The 23,400-nt window shown below is 44.3% G+C and carries 21 protein-coding genes; 19 read left to right on the forward strand and 2 right to left on the reverse strand.

Annotated features, from left to right (window positions below; all coding sequences use genetic code 11):
• Nucleotides 1-67 precede the first annotated feature (67 nt).
• The 6 genes from AC0VYE_RS05540 to AC0VYE_RS05565 all read left to right on the forward strand — a co-directional run bounded on the left by AC0VYE_RS05540 (nucleotide 68) and on the right by AC0VYE_RS05565 (nucleotide 6,050).
• Nucleotides 68-979: a Gfo/Idh/MocA family protein gene (locus tag AC0VYE_RS05540; protein WP_475446582.1), complete on the forward strand. Its 912-nt coding sequence runs from the start codon at nucleotides 68-70 to the stop codon at nucleotides 977-979.
• Between the two features lie 14 nt (nucleotides 980-993).
• Nucleotides 994-1,788, forward strand: coding sequence for an alpha/beta hydrolase (locus tag AC0VYE_RS05545; RefSeq protein ID WP_076271902.1), 795 nt, complete (start codon nucleotides 994-996; stop codon nucleotides 1,786-1,788).
• 215 nt (nucleotides 1,789-2,003) lie between these two features.
• On the forward strand, nucleotides 2,004-2,372 hold the full coding sequence (locus tag AC0VYE_RS05550; RefSeq protein WP_076271901.1) for a GntR family transcriptional regulator: 369 nt from the start codon (nucleotides 2,004-2,006) through the stop codon (nucleotides 2,370-2,372).
• Complete coding sequence (locus tag AC0VYE_RS05555; RefSeq protein ID WP_475446584.1) at nucleotides 2,369-3,247, forward strand: ATP-binding cassette domain-containing protein; 879 nt, start codon at nucleotides 2,369-2,371, stop codon at nucleotides 3,245-3,247. Before AC0VYE_RS05550 ends, AC0VYE_RS05555 begins: the two co-directional genes overlap by 4 nt.
• Nucleotides 3,247-3,993: a hypothetical protein gene (locus AC0VYE_RS05560; RefSeq protein WP_076271899.1), complete on the forward strand. Its 747-nt coding sequence runs from the start codon at nucleotides 3,247-3,249 to the stop codon at nucleotides 3,991-3,993. Before AC0VYE_RS05555 ends, AC0VYE_RS05560 begins: the two co-directional genes overlap by 1 nt.
• Nucleotides 3,994-4,145: 152 nt before the next feature.
• Nucleotides 4,146-6,050: an ATP-binding protein gene (locus AC0VYE_RS05565; RefSeq protein WP_475446586.1), complete on the forward strand. Its 1,905-nt coding sequence runs from the start codon at nucleotides 4,146-4,148 to the stop codon at nucleotides 6,048-6,050.
• A gap of 42 nt (nucleotides 6,051-6,092) precedes the next feature.
• On the opposite strand, the gene AC0VYE_RS05570 is transcribed toward AC0VYE_RS05565, so the two are convergent.
• Nucleotides 6,093-6,335 (reverse strand): NHLP leader peptide family RiPP precursor, encoded by a 243-nt coding sequence (locus tag AC0VYE_RS05570; protein WP_441959442.1) that lies wholly within the window; start codon nucleotides 6,333-6,335, stop codon nucleotides 6,093-6,095.
• A 115-nt stretch (nucleotides 6,336-6,450) separates the two neighbouring features.
• Complete coding sequence (locus AC0VYE_RS05575) at nucleotides 6,451-7,383, reverse strand: hypothetical protein (protein WP_475446588.1); 933 nt, start codon at nucleotides 7,381-7,383, stop codon at nucleotides 6,451-6,453.
• A gap of 374 nt (nucleotides 7,384-7,757) precedes the next feature.
• Here AC0VYE_RS05575 and AC0VYE_RS05580 point away from each other — a divergent pair, with 374 nt between their 5' ends.
• The 13 genes from AC0VYE_RS05580 (at nucleotide 7,758) to AC0VYE_RS05640 (ending at nucleotide 23,156) form a co-directional block, all read left to right on the forward strand.
• Complete coding sequence (locus AC0VYE_RS05580; protein ID WP_076269627.1) at nucleotides 7,758-8,327, forward strand: C40 family peptidase; 570 nt, start codon at nucleotides 7,758-7,760, stop codon at nucleotides 8,325-8,327.
• 85 nt (nucleotides 8,328-8,412) lie between these two features.
• On the forward strand, nucleotides 8,413-9,495 hold the full coding sequence (locus tag AC0VYE_RS05585) for a Gfo/Idh/MocA family protein (RefSeq protein ID WP_475446590.1): 1,083 nt from the start codon (nucleotides 8,413-8,415) through the stop codon (nucleotides 9,493-9,495).
• Nucleotides 9,496-9,734: 239 nt separating this feature from the next.
• Entirely contained in the window at nucleotides 9,735-11,186 is a 1,452-nt protein-coding gene (locus tag AC0VYE_RS05590) for a polysaccharide deacetylase family protein (protein WP_475446592.1), read from the forward strand.
• Nucleotides 11,187-11,213: 27 nt separating this feature from the next.
• Nucleotides 11,214-12,527, forward strand: coding sequence for a nucleotide sugar dehydrogenase (locus tag AC0VYE_RS05595; protein ID WP_475446594.1), 1,314 nt, complete (start codon nucleotides 11,214-11,216; stop codon nucleotides 12,525-12,527).
• Nucleotides 12,528-12,548: 21 nt separating this feature from the next.
• Complete coding sequence (locus AC0VYE_RS05600; RefSeq protein ID WP_179089864.1) at nucleotides 12,549-14,420, forward strand: glycosyltransferase family 2 protein; 1,872 nt, start codon at nucleotides 12,549-12,551, stop codon at nucleotides 14,418-14,420.
• A gap of 38 nt (nucleotides 14,421-14,458) precedes the next feature.
• The gene (locus AC0VYE_RS05605) at nucleotides 14,459-16,120 is read left to right on the forward strand and encodes a polysaccharide deacetylase family protein (protein ID WP_475446596.1); all 1,662 of its coding nucleotides are present in this window, start codon (nucleotides 14,459-14,461) and stop codon (nucleotides 16,118-16,120) included.
• 37 nt (nucleotides 16,121-16,157) lie between these two features.
• Nucleotides 16,158-17,252, forward strand: coding sequence for a glycosyl hydrolase family 18 protein (locus AC0VYE_RS05610; RefSeq protein ID WP_475446598.1), 1,095 nt, complete (start codon nucleotides 16,158-16,160; stop codon nucleotides 17,250-17,252).
• Between the two features lie 159 nt (nucleotides 17,253-17,411).
• Complete coding sequence (gene efeO, locus AC0VYE_RS05615) at nucleotides 17,412-18,269, forward strand: iron uptake system protein EfeO (RefSeq protein ID WP_475446600.1); 858 nt, start codon at nucleotides 17,412-17,414, stop codon at nucleotides 18,267-18,269.
• A 4-nt stretch (nucleotides 18,270-18,273) separates the two neighbouring features.
• Nucleotides 18,274-19,581, forward strand: a complete 1,308-nt coding sequence (gene efeB / locus AC0VYE_RS05620; RefSeq protein ID WP_475446602.1) for an iron uptake transporter deferrochelatase/peroxidase subunit — start codon at nucleotides 18,274-18,276, stop codon at nucleotides 19,579-19,581.
• A 66-nt stretch (nucleotides 19,582-19,647) separates the two neighbouring features.
• Nucleotides 19,648-21,459, forward strand: a complete 1,812-nt coding sequence (locus tag AC0VYE_RS05625) for an FTR1 family iron permease (RefSeq protein ID WP_475446604.1) — start codon at nucleotides 19,648-19,650, stop codon at nucleotides 21,457-21,459.
• A gap of 186 nt (nucleotides 21,460-21,645) precedes the next feature.
• Nucleotides 21,646-21,975 carry a LapA family protein gene (locus AC0VYE_RS05630; protein ID WP_475446606.1) on the forward strand — a complete coding sequence of 110 codons (330 nt, stop codon included), beginning with the start codon at nucleotides 21,646-21,648 and terminating at the stop codon, nucleotides 21,973-21,975.
• Nucleotides 21,976-22,002: 27 nt separating this feature from the next.
• Complete coding sequence (locus AC0VYE_RS05635; protein WP_475446608.1) at nucleotides 22,003-22,920, forward strand: TRM11 family SAM-dependent methyltransferase; 918 nt, start codon at nucleotides 22,003-22,005, stop codon at nucleotides 22,918-22,920.
• 32 nt (nucleotides 22,921-22,952) lie between these two features.
• Nucleotides 22,953-23,156: a hypothetical protein gene (locus AC0VYE_RS05640; protein WP_179089865.1), complete on the forward strand. Its 204-nt coding sequence runs from the start codon at nucleotides 22,953-22,955 to the stop codon at nucleotides 23,154-23,156.
• Nucleotides 23,157-23,400 lie beyond the last annotated feature (244 nt).

Below are 23,400 nucleotides of genomic sequence, written 5' to 3' on the forward strand. Positions count from 1 at the left end.
AATGGATTATTGCTAATAGCTTGATGTAATCCTGTCAATAATGAAACTTATGAAGAGGTGGTTGAAAATGACCAAACCGCGTATTGGTATGGTTGGACTTGGAGGAATTGCACAAAAGGCCTATCTTCCTATTTTATCGAAAGCTATAGACTGGAATTTTGTTGGGGCTTTTTCACCTAATGCAGAGAAGCGTAAGGTAATTTGTGAGCAGTACCGAATTTCATCCTATGGAAGCTTACTCGAGCTGGCTGACCGCTGCGATGCTGTTTTTGTACATAGCGCTACTGACACTCATTATGAGGTAGTGTCAACTCTGCTCAAACAGGGTAAGGATGTATATGTGGATAAACCGCTGGCAGCTACTTTGCATCAGGCAGAGCAGCTTGCGGAGCTCGCAGAAAAGTTAGGCAGGAAGCTGATGGTTGGCTTTAACCGTCGTTTTTCCCCTTTATACATAGAAGCAAAGGACCGAATGACGGACACGGCATGGATTCGTATGGAGAAACATCGGACGAATTCAGTTGGTCCGCAAACCGCAGAGTTTACGATGCTTGACGATTATTTGCATGTAGTTGATACAGCACGCTGGCTTGCAGATGGGAAGGCGACTGTGATGAACGGCGTCGTTAACGTTAACGAGTATAATCAGCTGCTTTATGCACAGCATCACTACAGTACACTCGGCGGTTACACGTTATCGACTGCGATGCACCGACACGCAGGAACGAACTTGGAGCAGCTCGAAATTGTATCGGCAGGCGAAATTATTCGTGTAAAAAATATGAGTTTGCTCGAAGTAGAGCGTGATGATAGAGTAACACAAACGTTGCCGCCATCTTGGCAAACGACTCTGAAACAGCGAGGTTTTGAGGATGCTGTTCTTCACTTCATTCAATGTATCGTACAAGATAAGAGTCCAAGCGTGGATGGTGAAGAAGCTCTGAAATCACAAAAGCTGCTAATGAAGATGCTGGAATAAAGGGAGTGCACGAAATGAGTCACGATTCGAAGGCATTGGCAAAACCGAAGCAAGCGCGGAAAAAGAGGGTGCTTATATGGACGTTAGCCATTGTTTTGGTATTACTATTATCACTGGCTGTCGCGTATCAAATGATGGTTTATTCACCATCTGCTGAGGCTAAAGCTGCGATGAAGAGCGATGAACAAGTTACGGTCAGCATTGGACAAGCAGGCTATCGCTTTGAACCGACCGCTGGAGCAGCCGGAATTGTTCAGCCTAATGTTATTTTTTATCCAGGTGGATTAGTGGATCCGAAAAGCTATGCTCCTTTAGCTCACAAGCTCGCTGACGCTGGTCACCGTGTGTACATTGCAAGTATGCCGCTTAATCTTGCTTTAATGGGGCAAAACAAAGCGGATGATTTTATTGCTGAGCATCCAGAGGAAAGTTACGTTATAGGCGGCCACTCGCTTGGCGGTGTTTTTGCTTCACGATATGCTGCGGAGCATTTGGATCAACTTGAGGGTATCTTTTTCCTTGCGGCCTATGCAGAAAAAGCTGGAACACTTGAAGATGCTAAGCTGCCAGTATTGCAAGTCACTGCGTCTAATGATGGCGTGTTGGATTGGGAGGCATGGGGCAAAGGAAAGCGGTATATGCCTAGCTCAACGCAGTATGTCACGATTGAAGGAGGGAATCATGGTCAATTTGGTTCCTATGGCACGCAAAAAGGGGATCGACCAGCAAGCATTAAGCCGGAGGAGCAGTTGGAGCAAGTAAGCAATGAGCTGATCGGATGGATGAAGGGAATTCAAGCAACCAAATAACGGATTGTCCAGTTACTCGGACAAACGTACTGCTTATCATAAGAGGACAAGAAGCTGTCTCACGGTTAATACCCGTAGGCAGTTTTTTTGTTCTCAACGTTTAACCTCAGAGGTCTGTATCACATGCTGTAATGAAATAGGCTTGACATTTATTGGTCACGGTTGTATGGTTAGTTACATAACTAATGAACCATGTAACCTAAAGGGGTGATGACGTGTTTGATGATCGAAGTCCCATTTACCAACAAATAGCAGACAAAATTAAAGACGACATCATAAGCGGCATTTTGCAAGAAGATGAGCAGGTCATGTCAACAAACCAGTATGCTGCGTTTTATCGTATAAACCCTGCCACAGCAGCGAAAGGCTTTCATTTATTGACGGAGGAAGGCATTTTGTATAAGAAAAGAGGAATCGGCATGTTTGTAAATGGCGAAGCTAGGCAATTGCTGCTGGCACAGCGCAGAGATCGTTTTTTCGAAGAGGTTGTCGATCAAATGCTTGCGGAAGCTGAGAAAATTGGTGTCCCTCTTGCAGATATCATTGGTCGCATCGAACAAGTGAAAGGGAGGACTGACGTATGACGCTAGGTATCGAAGTGAATCAATTGGGGCATCGTTATGGATCATTTTCAGCGCTGTACAATATTTCGTTCAAGCTCGAGGGTGGCAAAATATACGGTTTGCTCGGTAGAAATGGTTCTGGAAAAACCAGTCTATTATCGATCATAGCCTCCTATCGACAGCAATCAGATGGTGAAATAACGATAGATGGTGAAGCGCCATTCGAAAATGCACGCATCATGGAGCAAGTATGCTTTATCCAAGAAAGCGGCCATATGCCGGACACTTTATACGTTCGTGATGTATTAAAGCTTTCGGCTAGCTGCTGGCCCAATTGGGATGCAAACTATGCGGATCGACTCATTCGTCACTATGAGCTCCCGATTAAGAAACGTATATCTACCCTTTCGAGAGGAATGAAGTCGGCGCTTGGCGTGACGATTGGCCTTGCTAGCCGCGCACCGGTTACGATTTTTGATGAAGCTTATCTTGGCATGGATGCTCCGTCCCGCTATACCTTTTATGAAGAGCTGCTTAATGATTATATGAAAACGCCTCGTACTTTCATTTTATCTACGCATTTAATTGAAGAAGTAGGTAATTTGTTTGAAGAGGTGCTTATTTTGGATAAAGGTCGCCTAATCATGCATGAGGAAACAGATGCGCTGCGGGCGCGCGGCTCATCTATTACTGGACCGAGTGAAAGCGTGGATCGTTTTGCAGAAGGTTTGACGGTGCTTGGGGAGCAGAAGCTTGGTAAAACGAAGTCGGTTACTGTGTTCGGAGAGCTCACTGATGTGAAGCGCAAGCAAGCATTAGCAGCAGGGCTTGAACTTGGTCCTGTATCACTGCAAGATTTATTCGTTCATTTGACGAAGAAAAGAGGGGATGAATAATGAGCAGCAAGAGAAAACATCCCGTGCTTAATGTGGCACAGCATATGATGTACACCTTTCGGTGGACGATCTTTTTTTATTGGGTCATATTTATTCTGATCTATATTGGTATAGGTATTTTGACGAATGCTGAGGCTATAGTAGGACCTGATTTTGAAGGGCAAGAGGTTTGGGAAAGCACGACCATATCGCCGAGAGTATTTCTGCTTGTCATTGGCATACTGCTGACCCCTGCATCGCTCGCAAGTTTTGTTTCCAGTGGAGTAACGAGAAAGCACTTTATTGGAGGCGTGAGTTTAGTACTAGTCCTATTTTCAGCCATATTCGCCCTTATATTAACGATAGGGTATCCCGTCGAGCAATTCATTTATGACAAAAACAATTGGACACTAGAGCTGAACAATCCGCATTTGTTTTCATCTTCTTTAGAGCTCGGCTGGATCTTTTTTGAATATTTCTGTTTGTTCTTTGCCTACTTTGGCAGCGGCTGGCTCATTGGCTCCGGATTTTATCGTTTTAATTGGAAAATAGGCGTACTAATTTCAGTTGCTGCGCTGCTGCCAATGATGGCGATGGAGGCTGTTCTATCGTCAGACTGGATAGGCAATCTATTGCAAACTGGATTAGAGGTAGAACGAGCATCGCTAGCAGCAGTCATTATTCTTGCCTTTGCTGTCATGCTGTGTATTGTAGCCTTGAATTTTATGATGCTTCGCCGTGTATCGATAAGAAAAAAGTTATTTTAATCCAAGTATTCAAGCCGTTTCCAAAGATCGTAACGATCTTTGAAAACGGCTTTATTTATTTTGTCAACAACCAAATTTTTGAAGGAGGCTTATCGAACATTGTCGAAATATAGTATGATATGAGCATTAACATTATCGAGTTTTTGAGGTGCATGATGAAAGTACTACGTAAATTTTTATTGATCTTCGTGTTTTTGCTCTGTATTGTTACTCCTTTTTTTGCTACGGCTTCTTATGCCATATCGGGTGCACCAAACGTCGAGATTACAGAGTGGGAAATGATGTGGGAAGCAGATCCAACCAGCACAGTCCAAAATGCAGCATCGAGCGCGAGAGCAGGAGATTGGCAACCTTTTTCTTATGGTGAAAAGTTACCAGTTAAGCCAGAAGACATTAAATCCGCTTGGCTCAGGTTTCAGTTGCCTGATTATGAATTGGCAAGACCATCTTTATTGATTAGCAAGCTTACTGCCAAAGATGTATCTATATTTATTGATAACAGGCTCGTTTATGAGTCTAAAAGAAATTATCCTTTTAATAAAAATGAGATTATTTTATCAATATCCGACATCGAAGCAAATCACATGGTTTACATACTTTTAAGTACGGATTCTAGTTGGTTAGGCTTGAAAAAACCAATTATTGTCGGAGAAGAGCAATCTCTTAGTACACTTTTTATGAAAAAAGAGATGTTTGATGTTTTTATTGGAGCATCACTTTTAATTATTTCGCTCGCTATGTTGCTATGTTTTATATTCCTAAATAAATCTTATTTAGATGGATTGAACTCACTCTGTATTATCATTTTTTCAATAGGGTTAATGATACTATCTATATCGCCTTATTTGCATATGGTATATAAGGAATACGGGTTTCCCATCTACTTTATGTTTGATGTGGGTTCAAATTTACTAATGCCTTCAGTTTTTTTCTTTTTCGAAAAAATATTCGGGAAAGGGCCTTTTGGACTGATTGCTCGTTTTAGAAAATTTCTAGTTGTTGTGTCAACGATTTTGATAGCTTGGTCCCTTACTTTACTGTTCTTAGGTAAAATTTCGAAATATTATATTTTATTCACAACGCTATCGTTCAGTGGCATAATCATTTTTGGGAATTTATTACTACTCTTTTATCTGATTAGACTATGTTTGCAAAAAAATAAAGAAGCGATCATTATTACAATCGGTTTTTGCGTATTTGCTGGAATTGGAGTTTTAGAAGTAATATGGTATTTTATTGAGGGTAAAAACTATGATCTATTTTTATGGAAATGGGGTATTTTTAGTTTTATTGCTGCATTAATTATAATTTTAGCAAGAAGAATATTACAAAACTACGAACAGGTTGTTAGCTATTCGAAGCAGCTTGAGGTTTTTAATAATGAACTGCAACGATCAGAAAAAATGGAAATCATCAGTCAATTGGCTGCTTCAGTAGCACATGAGGTCCGTAATCCGCTGCAGGTGACAAGAGGGTTTCTTCAGTTGCTCGGAGAAAAATCGACAAACGATAAAGAAAAGGGTTATATGGTGCTAGCCATCGATGAGCTCGACCGAGCTTCAGACATTATAACGGATTTTTTAACGTTTGCTAAACCTCAGCTTGAAAATACGACACTGCTGAATATAGCCGAAGAAATCAAGAAAATAGAGGCAATACTAGTGCCACTAGCAACGATGCAGGGCGGGGTCATAAAGGTTGATTTAGGTTCTGATTTATATGTTCGTGGTAATTCATCTAAATTCAAACAAGCGCTTATCAACATTATTAAAAATAGCATTGAGGCATTACATACAGAAGGGATCATTATCATTCGAGCTTATCAGGATGAATCTCAAAACGTTGTCATCTGCATTAAAGACAATGGCGAGGGGATGAATGAAGCTGATTTGAAAAAGCTGGGGGAGCCTTATTATTCAAAGAAAACAAAAGGAACAGGCTTGGGATTGATGGTGACCTTCCGAATTATTGAAATTATGCAAGGGAAGGTTGAGTTTATTAGTACGAAAGGAGTAGGAACTGAAGCTATTATTCATATTCCACTAGTAAAGAATTAGCGCTAGCTGCTCTCCAATGAGCAACTAGCGCTTTTTTTGAATTTATTCCCATGCTGCTGCGTTTAATTGATCCGCGTTTTTTAAAGCTTTAGGGTTTTCAGGAAGCACCAAGTAGTATTTATTAGCCGATTCTTCAACAACCTCTACATCGATTGTATCCGGAACATCGATTCCGAAAGCTTCTTTTATTGCATCTTTCGGATTGGCGATAAGTTGTTTCTTGAATTCGGCATCTTCCCAAGCTTTTTGAATGATTTGTTCTTTTAACGATTGTACATTGGACACAATAATCACCCTTCCGAATATGTATAAGTTTACCATACTCAGTCTATCATGCCCGTTCGACAAATTCTATATGAATTTTCAATTATTCGACAATTAATAGATTATATTGTACCTGTTAAACTGAAATTTTAGACAAAAAGTAGTTAAATCCGCCCTCTAGCAGCAACTTTTTGTTTGATTCTATCGTCTCATGGGTATGGTTCAAATGTTTTAGTATAAAGCTATGGAATGCGACCAGTTCACTAGATCCCGCTTCCAATTCAATTAGTCGTTTTTCATTATCAATTGCAAGCTGAACATAAGGTCCGAGGCATCCTCGAATAAAGATTTCATTTTCAACCTTTTGCTCAGTTAAGGAATCTTCCGCAGTTCTATTTGCGGCGATCATCGCAAGCAGGCCATTATAGCTGCCTTCAGCCAGATCTTCTTTCCAATCCTGATAGTCGTCAGACATCTGAAGCGACATCAGCACAATATCGATGGCGAGCTCCATCTTGGCAATGAGCTCTGGCCGTCCTGCTAACAACAGTGCGCCAGTGCTGGCGATTTTGACGGGACCTGCTTTGCCAGCTGTGCGGATGGGGTCGTTTATAAAGTAATCATCGCGATCCTCGTTGGTTACACTTTCGGCCCAGTTCGTTACATAATGGTCGTAATACGCCCAAAATGGTGAAGTTGAAGGGAACAGCTCACGGAATACACGGAACATTTCGAGCATGAGCAGGTTGCCAAGAGCAAGCTGTTCCTTCCAATTGGATGCCGGCTTGCTGTCCATCACGTCATCCTGAATAAAAAAATAGAGCATTCCATATACATTAGCTAATGCGAGCGCTTCACATTGCGAATCATTAATTCCGCTCGGCTCTTTCATCCAGAAGGGGAGAAGGCTGCATATGTAATCCTTGTTACTGTCATGCTTCACCGGATTGAACTTATGCGCATAGGCTAGACCAAGGCTGCCGAGCGGTGCGGGGAAAGCTGCAATACGTTCTTCGGCTTTAGCATAAACAAGTTCCAGCTGTGTGGTATAGCGAGTAAACCATTCCATTTAAATGTCCTCCGCTGCAATAGAATGTAAGCCAAACGACCATACTAAATTAAGATTTGATGCATATAAATAGTATATGAACGGTGTCAATCTTTTCCTACTATATCATTTTTGGAAAAAGAAAATCTTAACATATTTTTAAGCATGAGGAAGAAAAAAACGAAGTCTGTATTGAGTAAAAGCAGAAAATCCAGTAAAATGGATTAAGGTTATAAAAATAGGTGAAGTTAGTAGATGATCCTCTGTCACGCTATGCTTACAGAACTGGACTTAGGTCGGGGATGAATCTATTACCTGAGCAGGTTTAGAATTTAGTTCTCCTGCATTAAAGTTAATACCTAGATGAGAGTTCTTTAATGTGGAGGTAGTATGGCATGAATAGAGATGTTGAAATTTATGTTCTCTTAACGAATACGGGAACCTTATTTTCCAAGACAATTAGATGGTACACTAAAAATATGCTGAATCACGCTTCAATCGCATTTGACAGAGACTTGAATGAGGTTTATAGTTTTGGCAGAAAAAATCCGAACAACCCATTTTTTGCGGGATTTGTGAAAGAGGATGTAAGAGGCGAGTTTTTTGAGAACTCAACCTGCGCTTTGTATAGATGTACGATTAGTCATTGTGCCTATATAAACATACGAAATCAAATTCATTACATGGAGAAAAATCGCGATCAGTATAAATACAATTTGCTTGGCATGTTAGGCATCATGCTTAATATTGAGATGAAACGAGAGTACGCATACTTTTGCTCACAGTTTGTAGCCTCTGTTTTTGAGGAGAGCGGCGTGAATCTTGTTAATAAACCTTCCTTGTTCGTGACACCTGCTGATTTGGAGAATACAACGCTGCTGGAGCTCGTTTACCATGGTAAGCTGCAAGCTTATACAGGTGTTCAAGAGGAAATAAAGGCAACTGGAACCTTCCGCACTGCGTAAAGAAGATCTCACGTGTTGAGATCTTTTTCTTTTTTATAATGATCATTATGACGAAAACGGATTACATCCAGGAGGCTGGTTCACGATGTCTATTATTAGCTTTGGAATAGTTGGCGGAGGCTGGCGCGCAGAGTTTTACATACGTATCGCCAAAGCGTTGCCGGAGAAATTCAATATTCATACGATACTTGTTCGTGATGAGGAGAAGGGGCGGCTGCTGGAGGCAAAATGGGGCATTCGTACGGTTCGCAATATGGATCAGTTTACGGCTGAGTCCAAGCAGTTCAGCTTCGCTGTCGTATCTGTCCCGCGAACAGCGGCTCCGGCTATTATCCAAGAGCTAGCTGAACGGCAAATTCCAGTGCTGGCAGAGACGCCTCCGGCTGCTGATTTGGAAGCACTAACCGACCTGTATCAATCGCTGCCTAAGGATGCAATGGTACAAGTAGCCGAACAGTATTTATTTCAGCCGATGCATGCGGCTCGTATTCAGATTGCCCGCTCCGGGAAGCTGGGTGAAGTATCGCAAGCACAGGTATCTGCTGCCCATGACTATCACGGGATTAGCTTAATTAGACAGCTTCTTGGCGTCGGGTTCGAGCATGCCAGCATCATCGGACAGACCTTTGAATCGAAGATCATGCAAGGGCCAAGCAGACAAGGTGATCCGCTAGAAGAACGAATGGTTCAATCTGTGCAGCGAATTGCAACGCTCCGATTTGGCGACAAGCTGGCTGTATATGATTTTACGGGAGATCAATACTTCTCTTGGATACGGCGCAGCCGCATGCTCGTAAGAGGCAGTAAAGGTGAGCTAGTAGACTCAGAGGTCAGTTATTTAAAAGATTACGCCACGCCTATTCATACGGAGCTTCGCAGAGTCGATACCGGTCAGCACGGGAATTTGGAAGGTTATTATCATCGCGGGATTATTGCGGATGGCGAATGGCTTTACCAGAATCCAGTTGCTCCCGCAAGGCTTAGTGATGACGAAATCGCAATCGCGACTTGTTTGCTGCGAATGGGGCTGCTCGCTTCCGGTAAAGGAGCTTCCTTCTATAGCCTGGCAGAAGCAGCACAGGATCACTATTTGGCGCTCCTTATGGGAGAAGCAATGGCTTCGGGACAAACGGTGCATACGGAGAAACAAGTGTGGATGCCAGAATAGTCATAATCACCAATTAGGACAATTAGCACTAAACAAAATTGGTACCAATTACATGCAGGTGTAAGTCTTCGGCTGTGCTAAAATTGTATGATAAGTAGAAGACTCGTAGTCACTATTTTTGTGATAGAGTCTTTTTTTGTTTTGAATATTCGGAATTTTCTGGAAATTATTATTTTTTTCTTGGAAAAACATATTCGATTTCTTAATTAATGGGTAATCAAGTTATAAAGGAGAAACAGATGCCATTTTTAACGAATAAAAAAAAGAATCCTGTCATTTTATTGCTGATGTTCGTGTTGCTGGCTCTTTCGGTTACAGGGTGCGCTTTGTTTCAAAGCAGCGGCAATTCGGGTGAAGAGAATAAACCAATAGAGACGGAAAAGCCTGTCGCGCCTGCAAACGGTGAAAAGAGTAAAGTGATTCCATTTGTCTATACGACAAAAAAGGAATTGTCTCTTACTTTCAATGGTATGGGTGATGAGAGTCTGATGACCAAGCTGCTCGATGAACTTGATCGCTACGAGATTAAGGCGACCTTCTTTTTGCCGGGCATGAGGGTGGCTGAAGAGCCGGAAGTCGCCAAGGAGATTTTGGCCAGAGGTCATGGCATTGAGAACAACACGCTTAGTCGGCTCGATCTAACTCATTTAAGCTATGAGCAAGTGTTTAAAGAGATCAATGTCAGCAATGAAGTGATCGAGAGGGAGCTAGGAGTAAAGCCTCAATATATGCGGACGAGATCCGGCGATTACAATGATACCGTTCAGCTGGCGGCAGCGCAGAGCGGGCTTTCGGCTGTTGTATCTTACAGTCTTAATTTGCATGAATGGCAGCAGGAATCGGAGCAAGAGAAAGCGGACTATATTCGAAAATATGTGACCCGGGGCGGCATTATTGCCTTGGATACGGAGCTGGATGGACAGGTTCTAGAATCGATACCGCTTATTGCGAAGGCAGCGGCTGAGGTCGGCTACAAGCTCGTTCCGCTTAAAGAGCTGGTAAGCAGTGGACAAGAGAGAAAACCGCTTGAGCAAATACCAGGATTTGATGCTGCTCGAAAAAATTTAAACGACAAACAATCGAGCTACAAGCTTATTTATAACTGGGAAAATAAAAAGAAGGTTGTGTCACTTACCTTTGATGATTGGGGTACCGACTACACGATTACAAAGCTGCTTGATATTTTGGAAAAGCATGACGTGAAGGCTACATTCTTCTTGCGTGCCAACGGGGTAGAGAAAAATCCGAATTTAGCTAAGGCGATAGCGGAAGCCGGACATGATGTTGCTAATCACACGTACAGTCATCCTGTCATTACCAAGTTAACGCCTGAGCAATTGCAAGAGGAAGTCGTCAAGGCTCATCAAGTGATAACCGAAGCCATTCAGCAGCAGCCTACCATGTTATTTAGACCCCCGACGGGTGAAATTGATGATGAACGGGCGAGAATCGTAGCTGCAACAGGCTACACATCCATTGCGATGTATGACGTAACGGTGTTCGACTGGGACTCTGCCAATGATGCCGACCATATCGTGAAGGGTGTTTTGGATCAAACGGTTGATGGGAGTGTTATTCTTCTGCACATGCTGGATAACATTCATACGATTGAGGCGCTGCCAGATGTTATTGAGAAGCTGAAAAGCAAGGGCTATGCATTCGTTCCCATGTCGCAAATGTCTCTAAAATAACTTTTTCTTACTAGATGGAGATGACATATGACGTTATACGAGGAAATCGTTACAAGGCAGAAGAAAATAGCGGTCATTGGATTAGGTTATGTCGGATTGCCGATTGCAGTAGCTTTTGCGAAAAAAGTGGACGTGATCGGTTTTGATGTTAATAAAGATAAGATTGCACAATATTGCAGCGGGATCGATACAACCGGCGATATAGGCAGTGATGTGCTCAAAAATACCGAAGCGCAGTTTACTTCAGATCTGAATGAGCTTAAAGATGTTTATTTCTTCATTGTGGCCGTGCCTACACCGATTCAAAGCGGTAATATACCGGATTTGAATCATGTGAAGAGTGCGTGTCAAATGGTGGGCAAGAAGCTCAAGCATGGTGCAATAGTTGTGTTTGAATCGACCGTCTATCCGGGGGTGACGGAGGAAATATGTATTCCGATTTTGGAGGCAGAGTCGGGTCTTGTTTGCGGCGTCGATTTTAAGGTAGGTTATTCGCCTGAACGAATCAATCCCGGTGACAAGGTTCATCGACTAGAGAACATTACGAAGATCGTGTCCGGTATGGACGAGGAGACGCTGGAAACTGTCGCGAGCATGTATGAGCTGATTATTGATGCAGGCGTATTTCGTGCGGAGAGCATCAAAGTAGCTGAGGCTGCAAAAGTCATTGAAAACGCACAGCGAGATATAAATATTGCTTTTATGAATGAGTTGTCCATGCTGTTTAATGGCATGGGCATTGATACAAAAGCTGTACTTCAAGCCGCAGGCACCAAATGGAATTTTCTTAACTTTAGCCCTGGGCTGGTTGGTGGTCATTGCATCGGAATTGATCCTTATTATTTGACCTATAAGGCTGAGGATACCGGCTATCATTCCAAAATTATTTTAGCGGGACGCCAAATTAACGATGGGATGGGCAAGTATGTCGCTCAGCAAATCATTAAGAGGCTTGTTAAGCAGAAGGTAAATATAAATACAGCCAAAATAGGCTTTCTTGGCTTTTCTTATAAAGAGGACAGCTCCGATATTCGCAATACGAAGGTGACAGACATTATCGAAGAGCTTCAAGAGTACGGGATAACAACACTTGTGGCAGATCCAAATGTGGACAAGCAGCAGGTTTATGGTGAGTATGGCATCGAGCTATGCGACATTGAGGAATTAAGCGGGTTGAATGTTGTTATTGTAGCGGTTCCCCACAGTCAAATTATGAAGATGAATGTTGAGGATTTTGACATGCTGTATGACGACAATAAAACGAAGTTTTTGGTTGATATAAAAGGCGTATTTGATAAGCGGTTATTCGAGCAAAACGGATACGACTATTGGAGCCTATAGTGCCGGATTGGAGACAGCAGCGTGTTTAGACGACAGAAAAAAAAGCCGATAGAAGTGCTGACTGTTCCAAGAGCGGACAGACGCACCCTTTGGAGCGTTCCCGATCCGGAGCATTTGCGGCAAAAGGTTGATCGAAGAGGTTATGCCGAAGGTCAAAGCAAGGACGGCCGTGATGATGCGGCGGCGATGCATAAGCTGCGTGAGCTTAGCCTGAGATATGAGGCTAGCTTTGACGTGCGGCTGCTTCGCAATGGCCGGAGGAAGAAGCAGGCAATAAAGGGAAAAGCGGTAGACATTTCTTCTACAGGCATTTTGATTGAACTGGACGCCTCCGTAATTGGCGATTCGTTCATGGAGGGGGCAAAGTATAAGCTGAGCTTTGAGATCCCGCCTGGGACGATGCCTGAAGGTTATGAGTCTGCCGTGAAAATTGAAGCTGTTATCAAAAGAACATTTACGCGAGATAGCGAAGAGGGAGCGAAGCAGCTTATCGCTTTCCAATTTGAGAGGCCATTATCCACGTATCTTCAGAAGAAGCGTTGGGGTTATTCTGTCTATGCGGCGAGCACCCTGCTGTTTGTAGCAGTTGGTATTATTATGCTTATGCGTGTGGAGAGCATCATTTATTTTAAATATAATTTCATCTTGTATTTATACAGTATTACGGCAGCGGCTTTTTTGCTTACTCGTTACTTCTTCGGCGCGCTGCACCGCGATGTGCCGGTTAATCCGCATTATACGCCAGGCGTATCGATTATAATTCCTTGCTTTAATGAAGAGGAATGGATTCATCGAACGATTTTGAGCTGCATGAATCAAGACTATCCGATCGACAAGCTGGAAGTGATTGTCGTAGATGATCGCTCTAAGGATCGTTCTGTGGAGCAAATTCAGAAGGTTATCGACCTTGTTCACAAAGAGGCGCAGAGGTATGAAACGAAGGATCGTCTGAAATTGCATGTATTGTCCGAAAATGGGGGCAAACGCGTAGCGCTTGTAAAGGGCGTGGAGATGGCAAAGCATCGTTTGGTCGTATTTGTGGACTCTGACAGCTTTCTAGAGCCAACAGCGATTAGAAATCTCGTACAGCCCTTTCAGGACCCGCGAATGGGCGGTGTCGCTGGACGCACGGATGTGGAAAATAAATATACGAACACAGTTACTAAGCTGCAGACGGTTCGTTACTATATTGCATTCCGAATTATGAAGGCTGCGGAATCTTGGTTTGACAGCGTAACCTGCCTGTCTGGGCCACTCTCATGCTACCGCAAGGATTTAATTTTGAAGCATAAGGATGCTTGGCTGACGCAAAAGTTTTTGGGGCAGCCAGCGACCTTTGGCGACGACCGCAGCATGACTAATTTTATTTTGAAAACACATCGTACCGGCTATCAGGATACCGCGATTTGCTCCACAATCGTCCCCTCAGAGATGAACGTGTTCTTAAAGCAGCAAATGCGCTGGAAACGTTCATGGCTGCGTGAATCGCTGCGAGCAGGGGGCTTTATTTGGCGGAAGGAGCCGTTTATGGCTTTGTTCTTCTACATTGGGCTAATTGTTCCAATTGCAGCGCCGATTGTGGTTTTGTACAACTTGGTTTATGTGCCGATCATGTATCGGATCTTCCCAAGCACCTTCCTGATGGGACTGCTGCTGATGGCGCTGCTAATGAGCTTTGCCCATCTGCTGTTTCGAAAGAGCAAGCTATGGGTTTTTGGATTCGTATTTTGTATTTTCTACGAGTTTGTGCTGCTGTGGCAAATGCCTGTTGCTTGGGTGACCTTCTGGAAATCCACTTGGGGGACAAGAGAAACGCCGCAGGACATTGAAGCTCGAAATAAGAAAGCAGCGAGAAAGAACAAAAACAACAAGAATATGGACATGCCGCTTTAAAGCGGCTATGGTCTATTTCATAGATAAGGATGACCGCTATGAATAAGTGGTATACGAATGGAGTTTTCGATTATAAGCGGAAAAACAAAAGAAAGATGATCAGAACGACCGTACAGATGATCATCTTGCTTGTTTTGGGCTTCATTCTTTTCCATGCTGTATTTGATATCAAGCAATATGCGGAGCCGGATAAGGCGCAGTGGACCAATCAAGACGGGTTTATTGCGCTGTCTTATTTTGGCGTAGCAAGAAACGGCACATCGGAGCTGATTTCCAAAAAACGGCTGGATCAGCAGCTGAAAGCACTGCACGATCAAGGTTATGTAACCATTTCGCAGCAGGATGTTATGGACTATTACAAGCTTGGAAAACCTTTGCCGCCTAAAGCGCTGTTTCTATCCTTCGAGGATGGACGAAACGATTCCAGTTTATTTGCTCAGCCTTTGCTGGAGAAATACAATTATAAAGCGACCGTTTTGTCCTATGCGAATAAGGTTGGGAGCAATGAATCCAAATTCCTTCAGCCTAAGGACATGCTCAGTATGATGAAAAATGGCTTTTGGGAGCTGGGAAGCAACGGCTACCGCATGTCTTATATTAATATTTTTGACAAGGAAGGCAAGCTCATTGGTGTGAAGGAAGAGAATGAGTTCAAAGATCGGGCTAACACGAGCTACTACACTCACTACCTGATGGACTTTATCCGGGATGAGAACCTAGTGCCTGCGGAGCATCGAGATGAAATGGAAGCACGCATCAATGCAGACTACAAGTCGATGAAGGAAATATACAACAAGACGCTTGGCTTTGTTCCTAACGTGTATATGATTATGCACGCGAACATTATGTACAACGGCATGAACCGGCTTGTTGAGAATGTGAACGACCATAATATTAAAGCGATGTTCGGCATGCATTTTAACCGTGAAGGACTTTCCTTGAATAAAAGCAGTGACAGCCTTTATAATTTAACAAGGGTGCAGCCTGCTTCCTATTGGTATACGAATCATTTGCTTATGAAAATTAGTAAGGATACAGGTCAAAAAGTCAGCTTTATTGCAGGGGATGAGCGGAGATCGGCAAAGTGGCAGCTTATCAGCGGTGCGGCTGAGTTTACGGATAACCGGATTGCTTTAACCTCTGTTCCAGCAGGAAGCGGCATGCTTTTGTTGAAAGATATTCATGCTGCCAACGTAAAACTTACTGCGGAGCTTGGCGGTCATGCAATCGGCAGCCAATCGGTTTATGTTCGCTACGATCAGAATAAAGATTCATTTGTTCGAGTGTCGATCGAGGATAATTCGGTTATTGTTGAGCAAAAGGTGCCTGGAGGCAAGGTTGAACGGCTGCTAGCAAGCAAGCTTGGGGACAAGGCTGCTGAACGTGCGAAGCAGCTTGAAGTTAGCGTATCGGGCGATCAATTAACGGTGATTGTAGATGATGTACAGCTCTCTTTGCAGCAAATTAGCAGCTCGATCGTCGGCGGAAATATTGCGCTTGCTTCCAAAGCAAGCCTTAACAACGAAAAAGATGATATTTACGACGCTGTTTTTGATAATATAAAAGTAACGACCGTCAAAGAGGACGATACAGAGCATGAGTCATTATACAAGAACGGTTATGTTGGGATTGAGGGGTTAATCAGTAGAGTGAAGAACGCGATAAATGCATCATTCGACTGGGCGATCGATACGTTTTAGCTTAATCAGAACCTAATAATTCGAGGAGTTTGAATCAATGCGGAAACGAAAAGGTCTTATTGCAGCATGTTTGCTTGTGGTGCTTGTAGGCGCAGCAATGTATTTTTCCAATCTTACAAATCGCGCAAAGAAAGCGGAGCAGTCGTCTATTGAAGATGTACAACAGGCTGCAGCCAACGTACTGCCTGAATTGTCAGCTTGGATTGTGGACTGGCAGTGGAAGCAGGGAATTGAGGACCTGAGTATTATTAAAGGTGAATTAACGAGCTTGCAGTTGTTCGCGGCCTATTTTGATTATAAGGATAGTCTTTATTTTACGGATAAGTTCCAGCAGGCGTTGCCTGAAATCATGAAGATTTATAAGAAGAACGAACAGATGCAGCTCTATCTGACGGTAGTAAATGACCAGTTTAAAGAAAATGGCGAGTCTGTTCAAAAGGATTCGAGTTTAATTACGCGGCTAGTAGAGACGGAGAAAAGCCGCAAAAAACATGTTGATGAGTTGATTGCAGCCGTTGATCAATTTGGCTTGAACGGAATTGAGATCGATTATGAGCGAGTCGAGGAAGAGGACTGGGAACGGATGCTGCTTTTCTACTCGGAGCTTCATACTCGTTTGCAGAAAAGCGGGAAGTCGCTTCGAATCATTTTGGAACCAAGAGCTCCTATTGAACAATTAAAGCTTCCGGAAGGCCCGGAATATGTCATGATGGCTTATAACCTATATGGCTCACACAGCGAACCAGGACCAAAAGCGGATGAAGCTTTTATTGAACAATTGGCAGCCAGAATGGAAGTACTGCCTGGCAGTCCGTATATGGCTTTCTCAGTTGGCGGGTTCGATTGGCATGAGGATGGCAAGGTTGAAGCTTTGACTGAGGAGCGAGCGGGGCTGCTGTTAAAGCAAACAGGCAGTAAAGCGCAGCGCGATCAAGCGAGCGGCAGCATGTTTTTTGAATATACAGATGCTGAGGCCAACAATATGAAGCATACCGTGTGGTATGCAGATGAAGTGACATTATCTCGTTGGATAAATATTGCAAAAGATAACGGAATTAGCAAGGCGGCGATTTGGAGATTAGGCGAAATCGAGATGGAATCTCTGACTAATTTGAAGCTGTATATGCAATAAAATAGGGAATAACAAAGTGCTTCCGAAGCTTATGAGAATAGCTGCGGAAGCACTTTTCTTTAGTACTGAAATATTCCATTGACAATGATTATCAATAGCGAATATACTTCATTTTAGGACAAAAACAGATCCAATTTATTGGAGTGGGGAGCAATTATAATGAAGTACAAATTAATGACTTTTTTATTGGCTTGTACGGTAGTATTTACAGGCTGCGGCTCAAATGATGCAGATAAGAATGAGCCTAAACAAGCAGAAGGCAATTCCGCAAGCGGGGCTGTCGTCTCGGATGAGGCTTGGGCACCTATTCTGGAGAGCTATCGTCAATTTACAATTGAGCAAGCCGATACTTTCATACTAGAAACAGAGAAGTTTGTAACAGCTGTGAAGAGCGGGGATGTTGAGGCGGCTAAGAAGCTGTATGCGCCGACACGTATGTACTTTGAACGTATTGAGCCGATAGCTGAAGCGATTGGCGACCTCGATCCGAATATTGATGCGCGTGAGAATGACGTAGAAGATAAGGATTGGCGCGGATTCCACCGTATTGAGCAGTCGCTGTGGGAGAAGAATTCAACCGAGGGCATGAGTGAATATGCAGACCGTTTGCTGGAGGATGTAAAGCTGCTTCGCGCTTTGATGGAAACCGTTGAGGTTGAGCCAAGTTTGCTTGTAACGGGAGCGGTAGAGCTGCTTAATGAGGTATCCTCTTCGAAGGTGACGGGCGAGGAAGAACGTTATTCACACACAGATCTTTACGACTTTGCAGCTAATGTGGAAGGCGCAGACAAAATCTATCAGCTGGTTAAGGCTGAACTGAACAAAAAGGATGCTGCGCTGGATGAGCAAATAGGCAAAGGTTTTGCTGATCTTGAGCAAGCTTTGTCAGCTTACAAATCAGGTGATGGCTATGTGTCTTATCTAGATTTGAAAGAGGAAGATACAAAGAAGCTAAGCCAGCTTATTGATGCGCTTGCAGAGCCGCTTTCTCAAATGGGTACGATATTGGAGGCTTAACAACATGACGGAACCTTCTGATTCCAATCAAAATGAGGGCAAGCCCAACATAGATGCTAAAAAAATCAGCCGCAGAGATTTACTGCGGCTGGCTGGCGTTGGCGGAGCAGGACTACTGCTCGGAGCAGCAGGAGTTGGAGGCTTGTTCCAAACGCAGGAACGAAGCGCGGCTAAGCCCGCTTCCAAGGCAGTTAAAGCAGACAAGGATCAAATTGTCAGCTTTTATGGCAAGCATCAGGCCGGGATCACGACGCCGGCACAAGACTTTATTTTATTCGCTGCCTTTGATTTAACGGCGAGTACACTGGATGAGGTGCGCAAGTTATTTCAAGCATGGACAAGTGCGGCAGCATCGATGACAAACGGTGAGATGCTCGGCAAGACTAACGATAATTTAAATCTTCCTCCGTCAGATACGGGTGAAGCAGAAGGTCTGCTGCCATCACGTACAACAATTACTTTCGGAGTAGGTTCGTCATTCTTTGATGCGAGATATGGATTAGCGGGCAAAAGGCCAGCTGCTCTAGCTGATATGCCTGCTTTTGGCGGTGACGAGCTGCGAGAGGAATGGTCAGGCGGCGATATTGGCGTTCAAGTGAATGCTAATGATATGCAAATTGCATTCCATGCGATCCGCAATCTAGCTCGTATAGCTAGAGGGAAAGCGGTGCTCCGCTGGACGCAGGAAGGTTTCCAGCGCACGAGCGGTGCTGATCCAGCGAATGCTACGCCTCGCAACCTGATGGGCTTTAGGGATGGAACAGGCAATCCAGACGTTAACGATGATGGGGAAATGAACAAGGTCGTGTGGGTAGCCGCAGCTGATGGTACGCCGTGGATGGATAAGGGCAGCTATATGGTCGTAAGGCGTATTCGTATGCGCATTGAGGTATGGGATCGTTCGACGCTCGGTGATCAGGAGTCAACCTTTGGCCGCCACCGAGACAGCGGTGCCCCGCTTGGCGGAGCGCATGAGTTCGACAAGCTTGATTTGGAGAAGAAGGACGAGAAGGGCAAGCCGGTGCTTCCGATGAATTCGCATGTGCGTCTAGCTCATGGCGATGGCACGGTAAAAATTTTGCGCCGCTCCTACTCGTATTCAAGTGGAATGGATCACAAAACCGGGCAGTTGGATGCGGGCTTGTTGTTTATTTGTTTTAACCGCGACTCACGGAAACAATTTATTCCGATGCAGACTAAGCTTGGGCAAAGCGACCTCATGAATGAGTATGTCGTTCATACGGGCAGTGCGATGTTTGCTTGTTTTCCAGGTGTTCGTGAAGGCGGATATATCGGAGAAACGTTATTTTAAATCATGATATTGCTCGATTAGTGCTTTGCAGAAAATAGCTCTTGATGATGAAAGGGGCGGACGTCTATGTTCGCACAAAATGGCGGAATGAAACAGTGGAGTATTCGTTTCATTTCTTTTTTTGTACTGATGATATTGATGTTAGGGAGCAGCGGATTATATGCGTTTGCTGAAGGTGCGCAATCCTCCGAGCTTGATCGTTTGCTTCCGCTCGTTGGCGGTGCTCTTGTTGAAGCAGGTCAAGGAAAGTGGAAGGAAGCAGCGGCTCATATTGACGATGCTTCGGCTAAGTGGAAGCAGCTTGAGCCTGCGGCAACGAGTGAATCGGCCGCGGTGGATTCTGCGCTAGCGGGAGCTGTAAAAGCTTTAGCAGTGCCGGAAAGCGATGCTGATGCTGCCAAAGCCACGTTATCCACATTAGCGAAGGCACTTCATAAATACGTGAAGAGCGTTCAAGACGCACCAGCGACCCAGCTAACTGGTCAAGATGCGGCTGTCAGCATACTTCCTTTAGCAGAGAAGCTGCTTGCAAGCATTCAAGCAGGCGACTTGGAGAAGGCATATGCTGAATATCGTGAAATGAACAACAGCTGGCTTAAGGTTGAGCCTGCTATTCGAGCGGATCACTTTAACGTATACAGCGGCTTGGAAACGAAGATGAGCATGCTTCGGATTGCTGTTCAAGCAGATCCTCCGAGAACCGAACAAGCGAAAACAGAAGCGCTCGCACTCATTCAGCTTATTCAAGATTATCGCGATGGGAAAATAGCGACTGTGGCTAAGGAGTCGGGCGTAACGGTAGCCGATGCTGTGGACATCCTAAATCAGGCGTTAAATGATGTCCAGCAAGGGCATTATCCAGAAGCGGCTGGACAGATGGAAGCTTTTATCGTGCAGTGGCCTGCGATTGAGGGTGTGGTTGCCCTGCGTTCGGCTGCTATCTATAGCAGTATGGAGATTGGAATGGCTGAGGCGGGCGGGTATTTGCTCTCCGATCCTCCAGCGGCAGATAAGGCGGAGCAGCTAATAGCTGAGATGCTGGGGCAGCTAGAGCCAATGATGCAGGATACCCGTTACACCGCTTGGGATGCGGGGATGATTTTGCTGCGCGAAGGTCTTGAAGCCATTCTTGTATTATCTGCTTTACTTGCGTACTTGCAGCGTACCGGCAATCAAGATAAGCGCAAATGGGTATGGTCTGGCGTATGGGTTGGACTTCTGCTTAGCGGTATTATGGCTGTTGTGCTAACGTATGCCATTGCTCAGGTCGCAGCTGGAAGTGCGCGTGAGTCGATTGAAGGCATTGCTGGCTTACTATCCGTTATTCTAATGATTACAGTTGGCAATTGGCTGCACAATAAGTCTAATATGAACAATTGGAATCAATACATCGATAAACAAATGGGTAGTGCGCTCGCAAGAGGAAGCCTATGGTCATTATTTGCTGTTTCGGGTCTAGCGATCTTCCGCGAAGGTGCGGAGACGACGATTTTTTATGTCGGGATGGCGCCGTCTATCGATCCGCTGCAGCTGGCTCTCGGATTTGGCGTTACGTTCATCTTGCTGATTGCACTTGGCTTTGCGATTATTAAATTTAGCGCAAAGCTTCCCATACGGCCATTTTTCCTTGTTGCATCCGCATTAATCTATTATCTCGTTGTTCGCTTCCTTGGCGAGAGCATACATTCCTTGCAGGTATCAGGGTGGGTTCCGTCACATACTGCTTCAGGCGTACCGACTATAGGGGCGTTAGGCGTATATCCGACTTGGGAAACTACACTGCCTCAGCTTGCAGTGCTAGTGTATATTATCGTAAAGATAAGTATAACGCAGCTGCGCAAAGCGGCATCACCCGGTAAAGCAGCAGAAGCCAAATAATGATGTAATGGAGCTGTTCCAAGAGCAGATATAATCTGTTTTTGGGGCAGCTCATTTTTTATTAATGCTTCATTATCATAAAATTGTGGTTAAGTTTAGTATGTAAGGCAAAATAATTACTCATAGCTTGCCAATAGGCGAATGGATTAGGTTTGTGGTATGATTTTTGAAAAGGGAGGAATCGGTATGAAAGGTCCGGGAATTCTTATTTCCGCATTAGTATTCGCGCTTCTTATCGCGATATTTGCGGTTATCAATATCGATTCGGTACATGTGAACTTTTTATTTACGAAGGCAACCCTTCCGCTCATTCTCGTCATATTGGGATCGACGCTGCTTGGCGGCTTAACCGTAGGCCTACTGGGGATGATTCGTCAGATTCGCTTGCAGCGAACCGTCAAATCATTAGAGAAGCAGCTTGCTGAATTTACAACCGAAGCGGAGCTGCTTGGTTTATCCAAGGCAACGATCCGCACGGAGCCGAGCGAAGAGGCGGCTGTTCCACAAAAGGAATAATATAGTTATCAGATCGTGAGGCCATTAATGTTTATTTATACGTATGCATGCCATGAGGACGAAGCGGCTTTGTGTGAGCTGGAGCTGCAAGTCTTATTCGGCGAGAAGCCCAAACAAGGCGTTGTCAGAAGTCAGTATGGGCTATCGGTTGATCGCAGCCCTTTCGTAAAACGGCGTATAGCCGTCATGCTGGAAGCTAACAGTATGGAAGAACTGATCGTTATGCTTCCGTCAATTGAGCTGGGTGGAAAAACGTTCAAGGTTGTTTATACGCAAGGCGATGAAGCATTCACCTTCGATGAGCAAAGAAAGCTCGAGAGAGCTGCCGGCGCGGTTATTCATGGCAAAGCCGATATGCGCAATGCAGAGCAGCTGTTTGGTTTAATGAAGCTTTATGGACGCTGGTACTTTGGACCGCTGGAGGAGAACGGAGCTGTATGGCTGAGGCATCAGAATAAGCCGCAAAACTATTCAACTGCACTGCCAACAAGAGCAGCTCGTGCGATCGTGAATCTTGCGGCTGGGCAAGCAGCTGAACAGCTTAAGCTTATTGATCCGTGCTGCGGAATGGGAACCGTTCTGATTGAAGGCATGTCAATGGGAATCGACATTGAAGGGTTGGATATCAATCCGCTTGCCGTGCGAGGCGCGCGCGTAAATCTTGCTCATTTTGGTTATCCAGACCGAGTAAGACTTGGCGATATGCGGCTTCTCGAAGGTCATTACGATGCTGCGATTGTAGATATGCCATACAATTTGTGCTCTGTCTTGCCAGAAAGCGAGCAGCTTGTTATGCTTGAGAGTGTAAGAAGGTGGGCGAAGCGAGCGGTTATTGTCACAACTGATCCAATGATGAGACAGTTAGAGCTGGCATCTTGGAAGAGCATAAAAACCACAACCCTGAGTAAAGCCTCTTTTACCAGATATATAAGTGTAGTAGAATAAGAAATATGTAGCGCATGAAACGAGGTGAACCTATGTCTACAATCGAACAAAACGAATCCCAAGAGGAGCCTAAGAAGCTGACTCAAGCGGAGAAAGCGAAGCAATTGCTCGCTCAGAAGAAACAAGCGAAAGCTGGAGGAGCTCCAGGCCAATCGCATCTTTCTACGGGGACGCAGGCACTGAAGAGCCAGAACACGAAGAAAGTTAACAATCAGCGTAAAAAAATGGGTGTATAGCTGTCGGTTCCAACTTTTTTTTGAAATGCAGCAATAGCAACAATGAAGGACGCCAGCTGGTAACAGCTAGGCGTTTTTCTTATATAATAATATAAGAAGCAGGTTAGTCAGCTTGGAGGTTCACGGGGTTCTTGCCTAAATTTACTGAAATAACAACAAAAGGCAAGAATGAATCAATCGACTATCCCGCATAATGAATATACACGGATGAATTAGAAAAAATAATAAAACATGAAAATGAATG

The sequence above is a fragment of the Pristimantibacillus sp. Z349TD_6 genome (genome assembly GCF_056173205.1).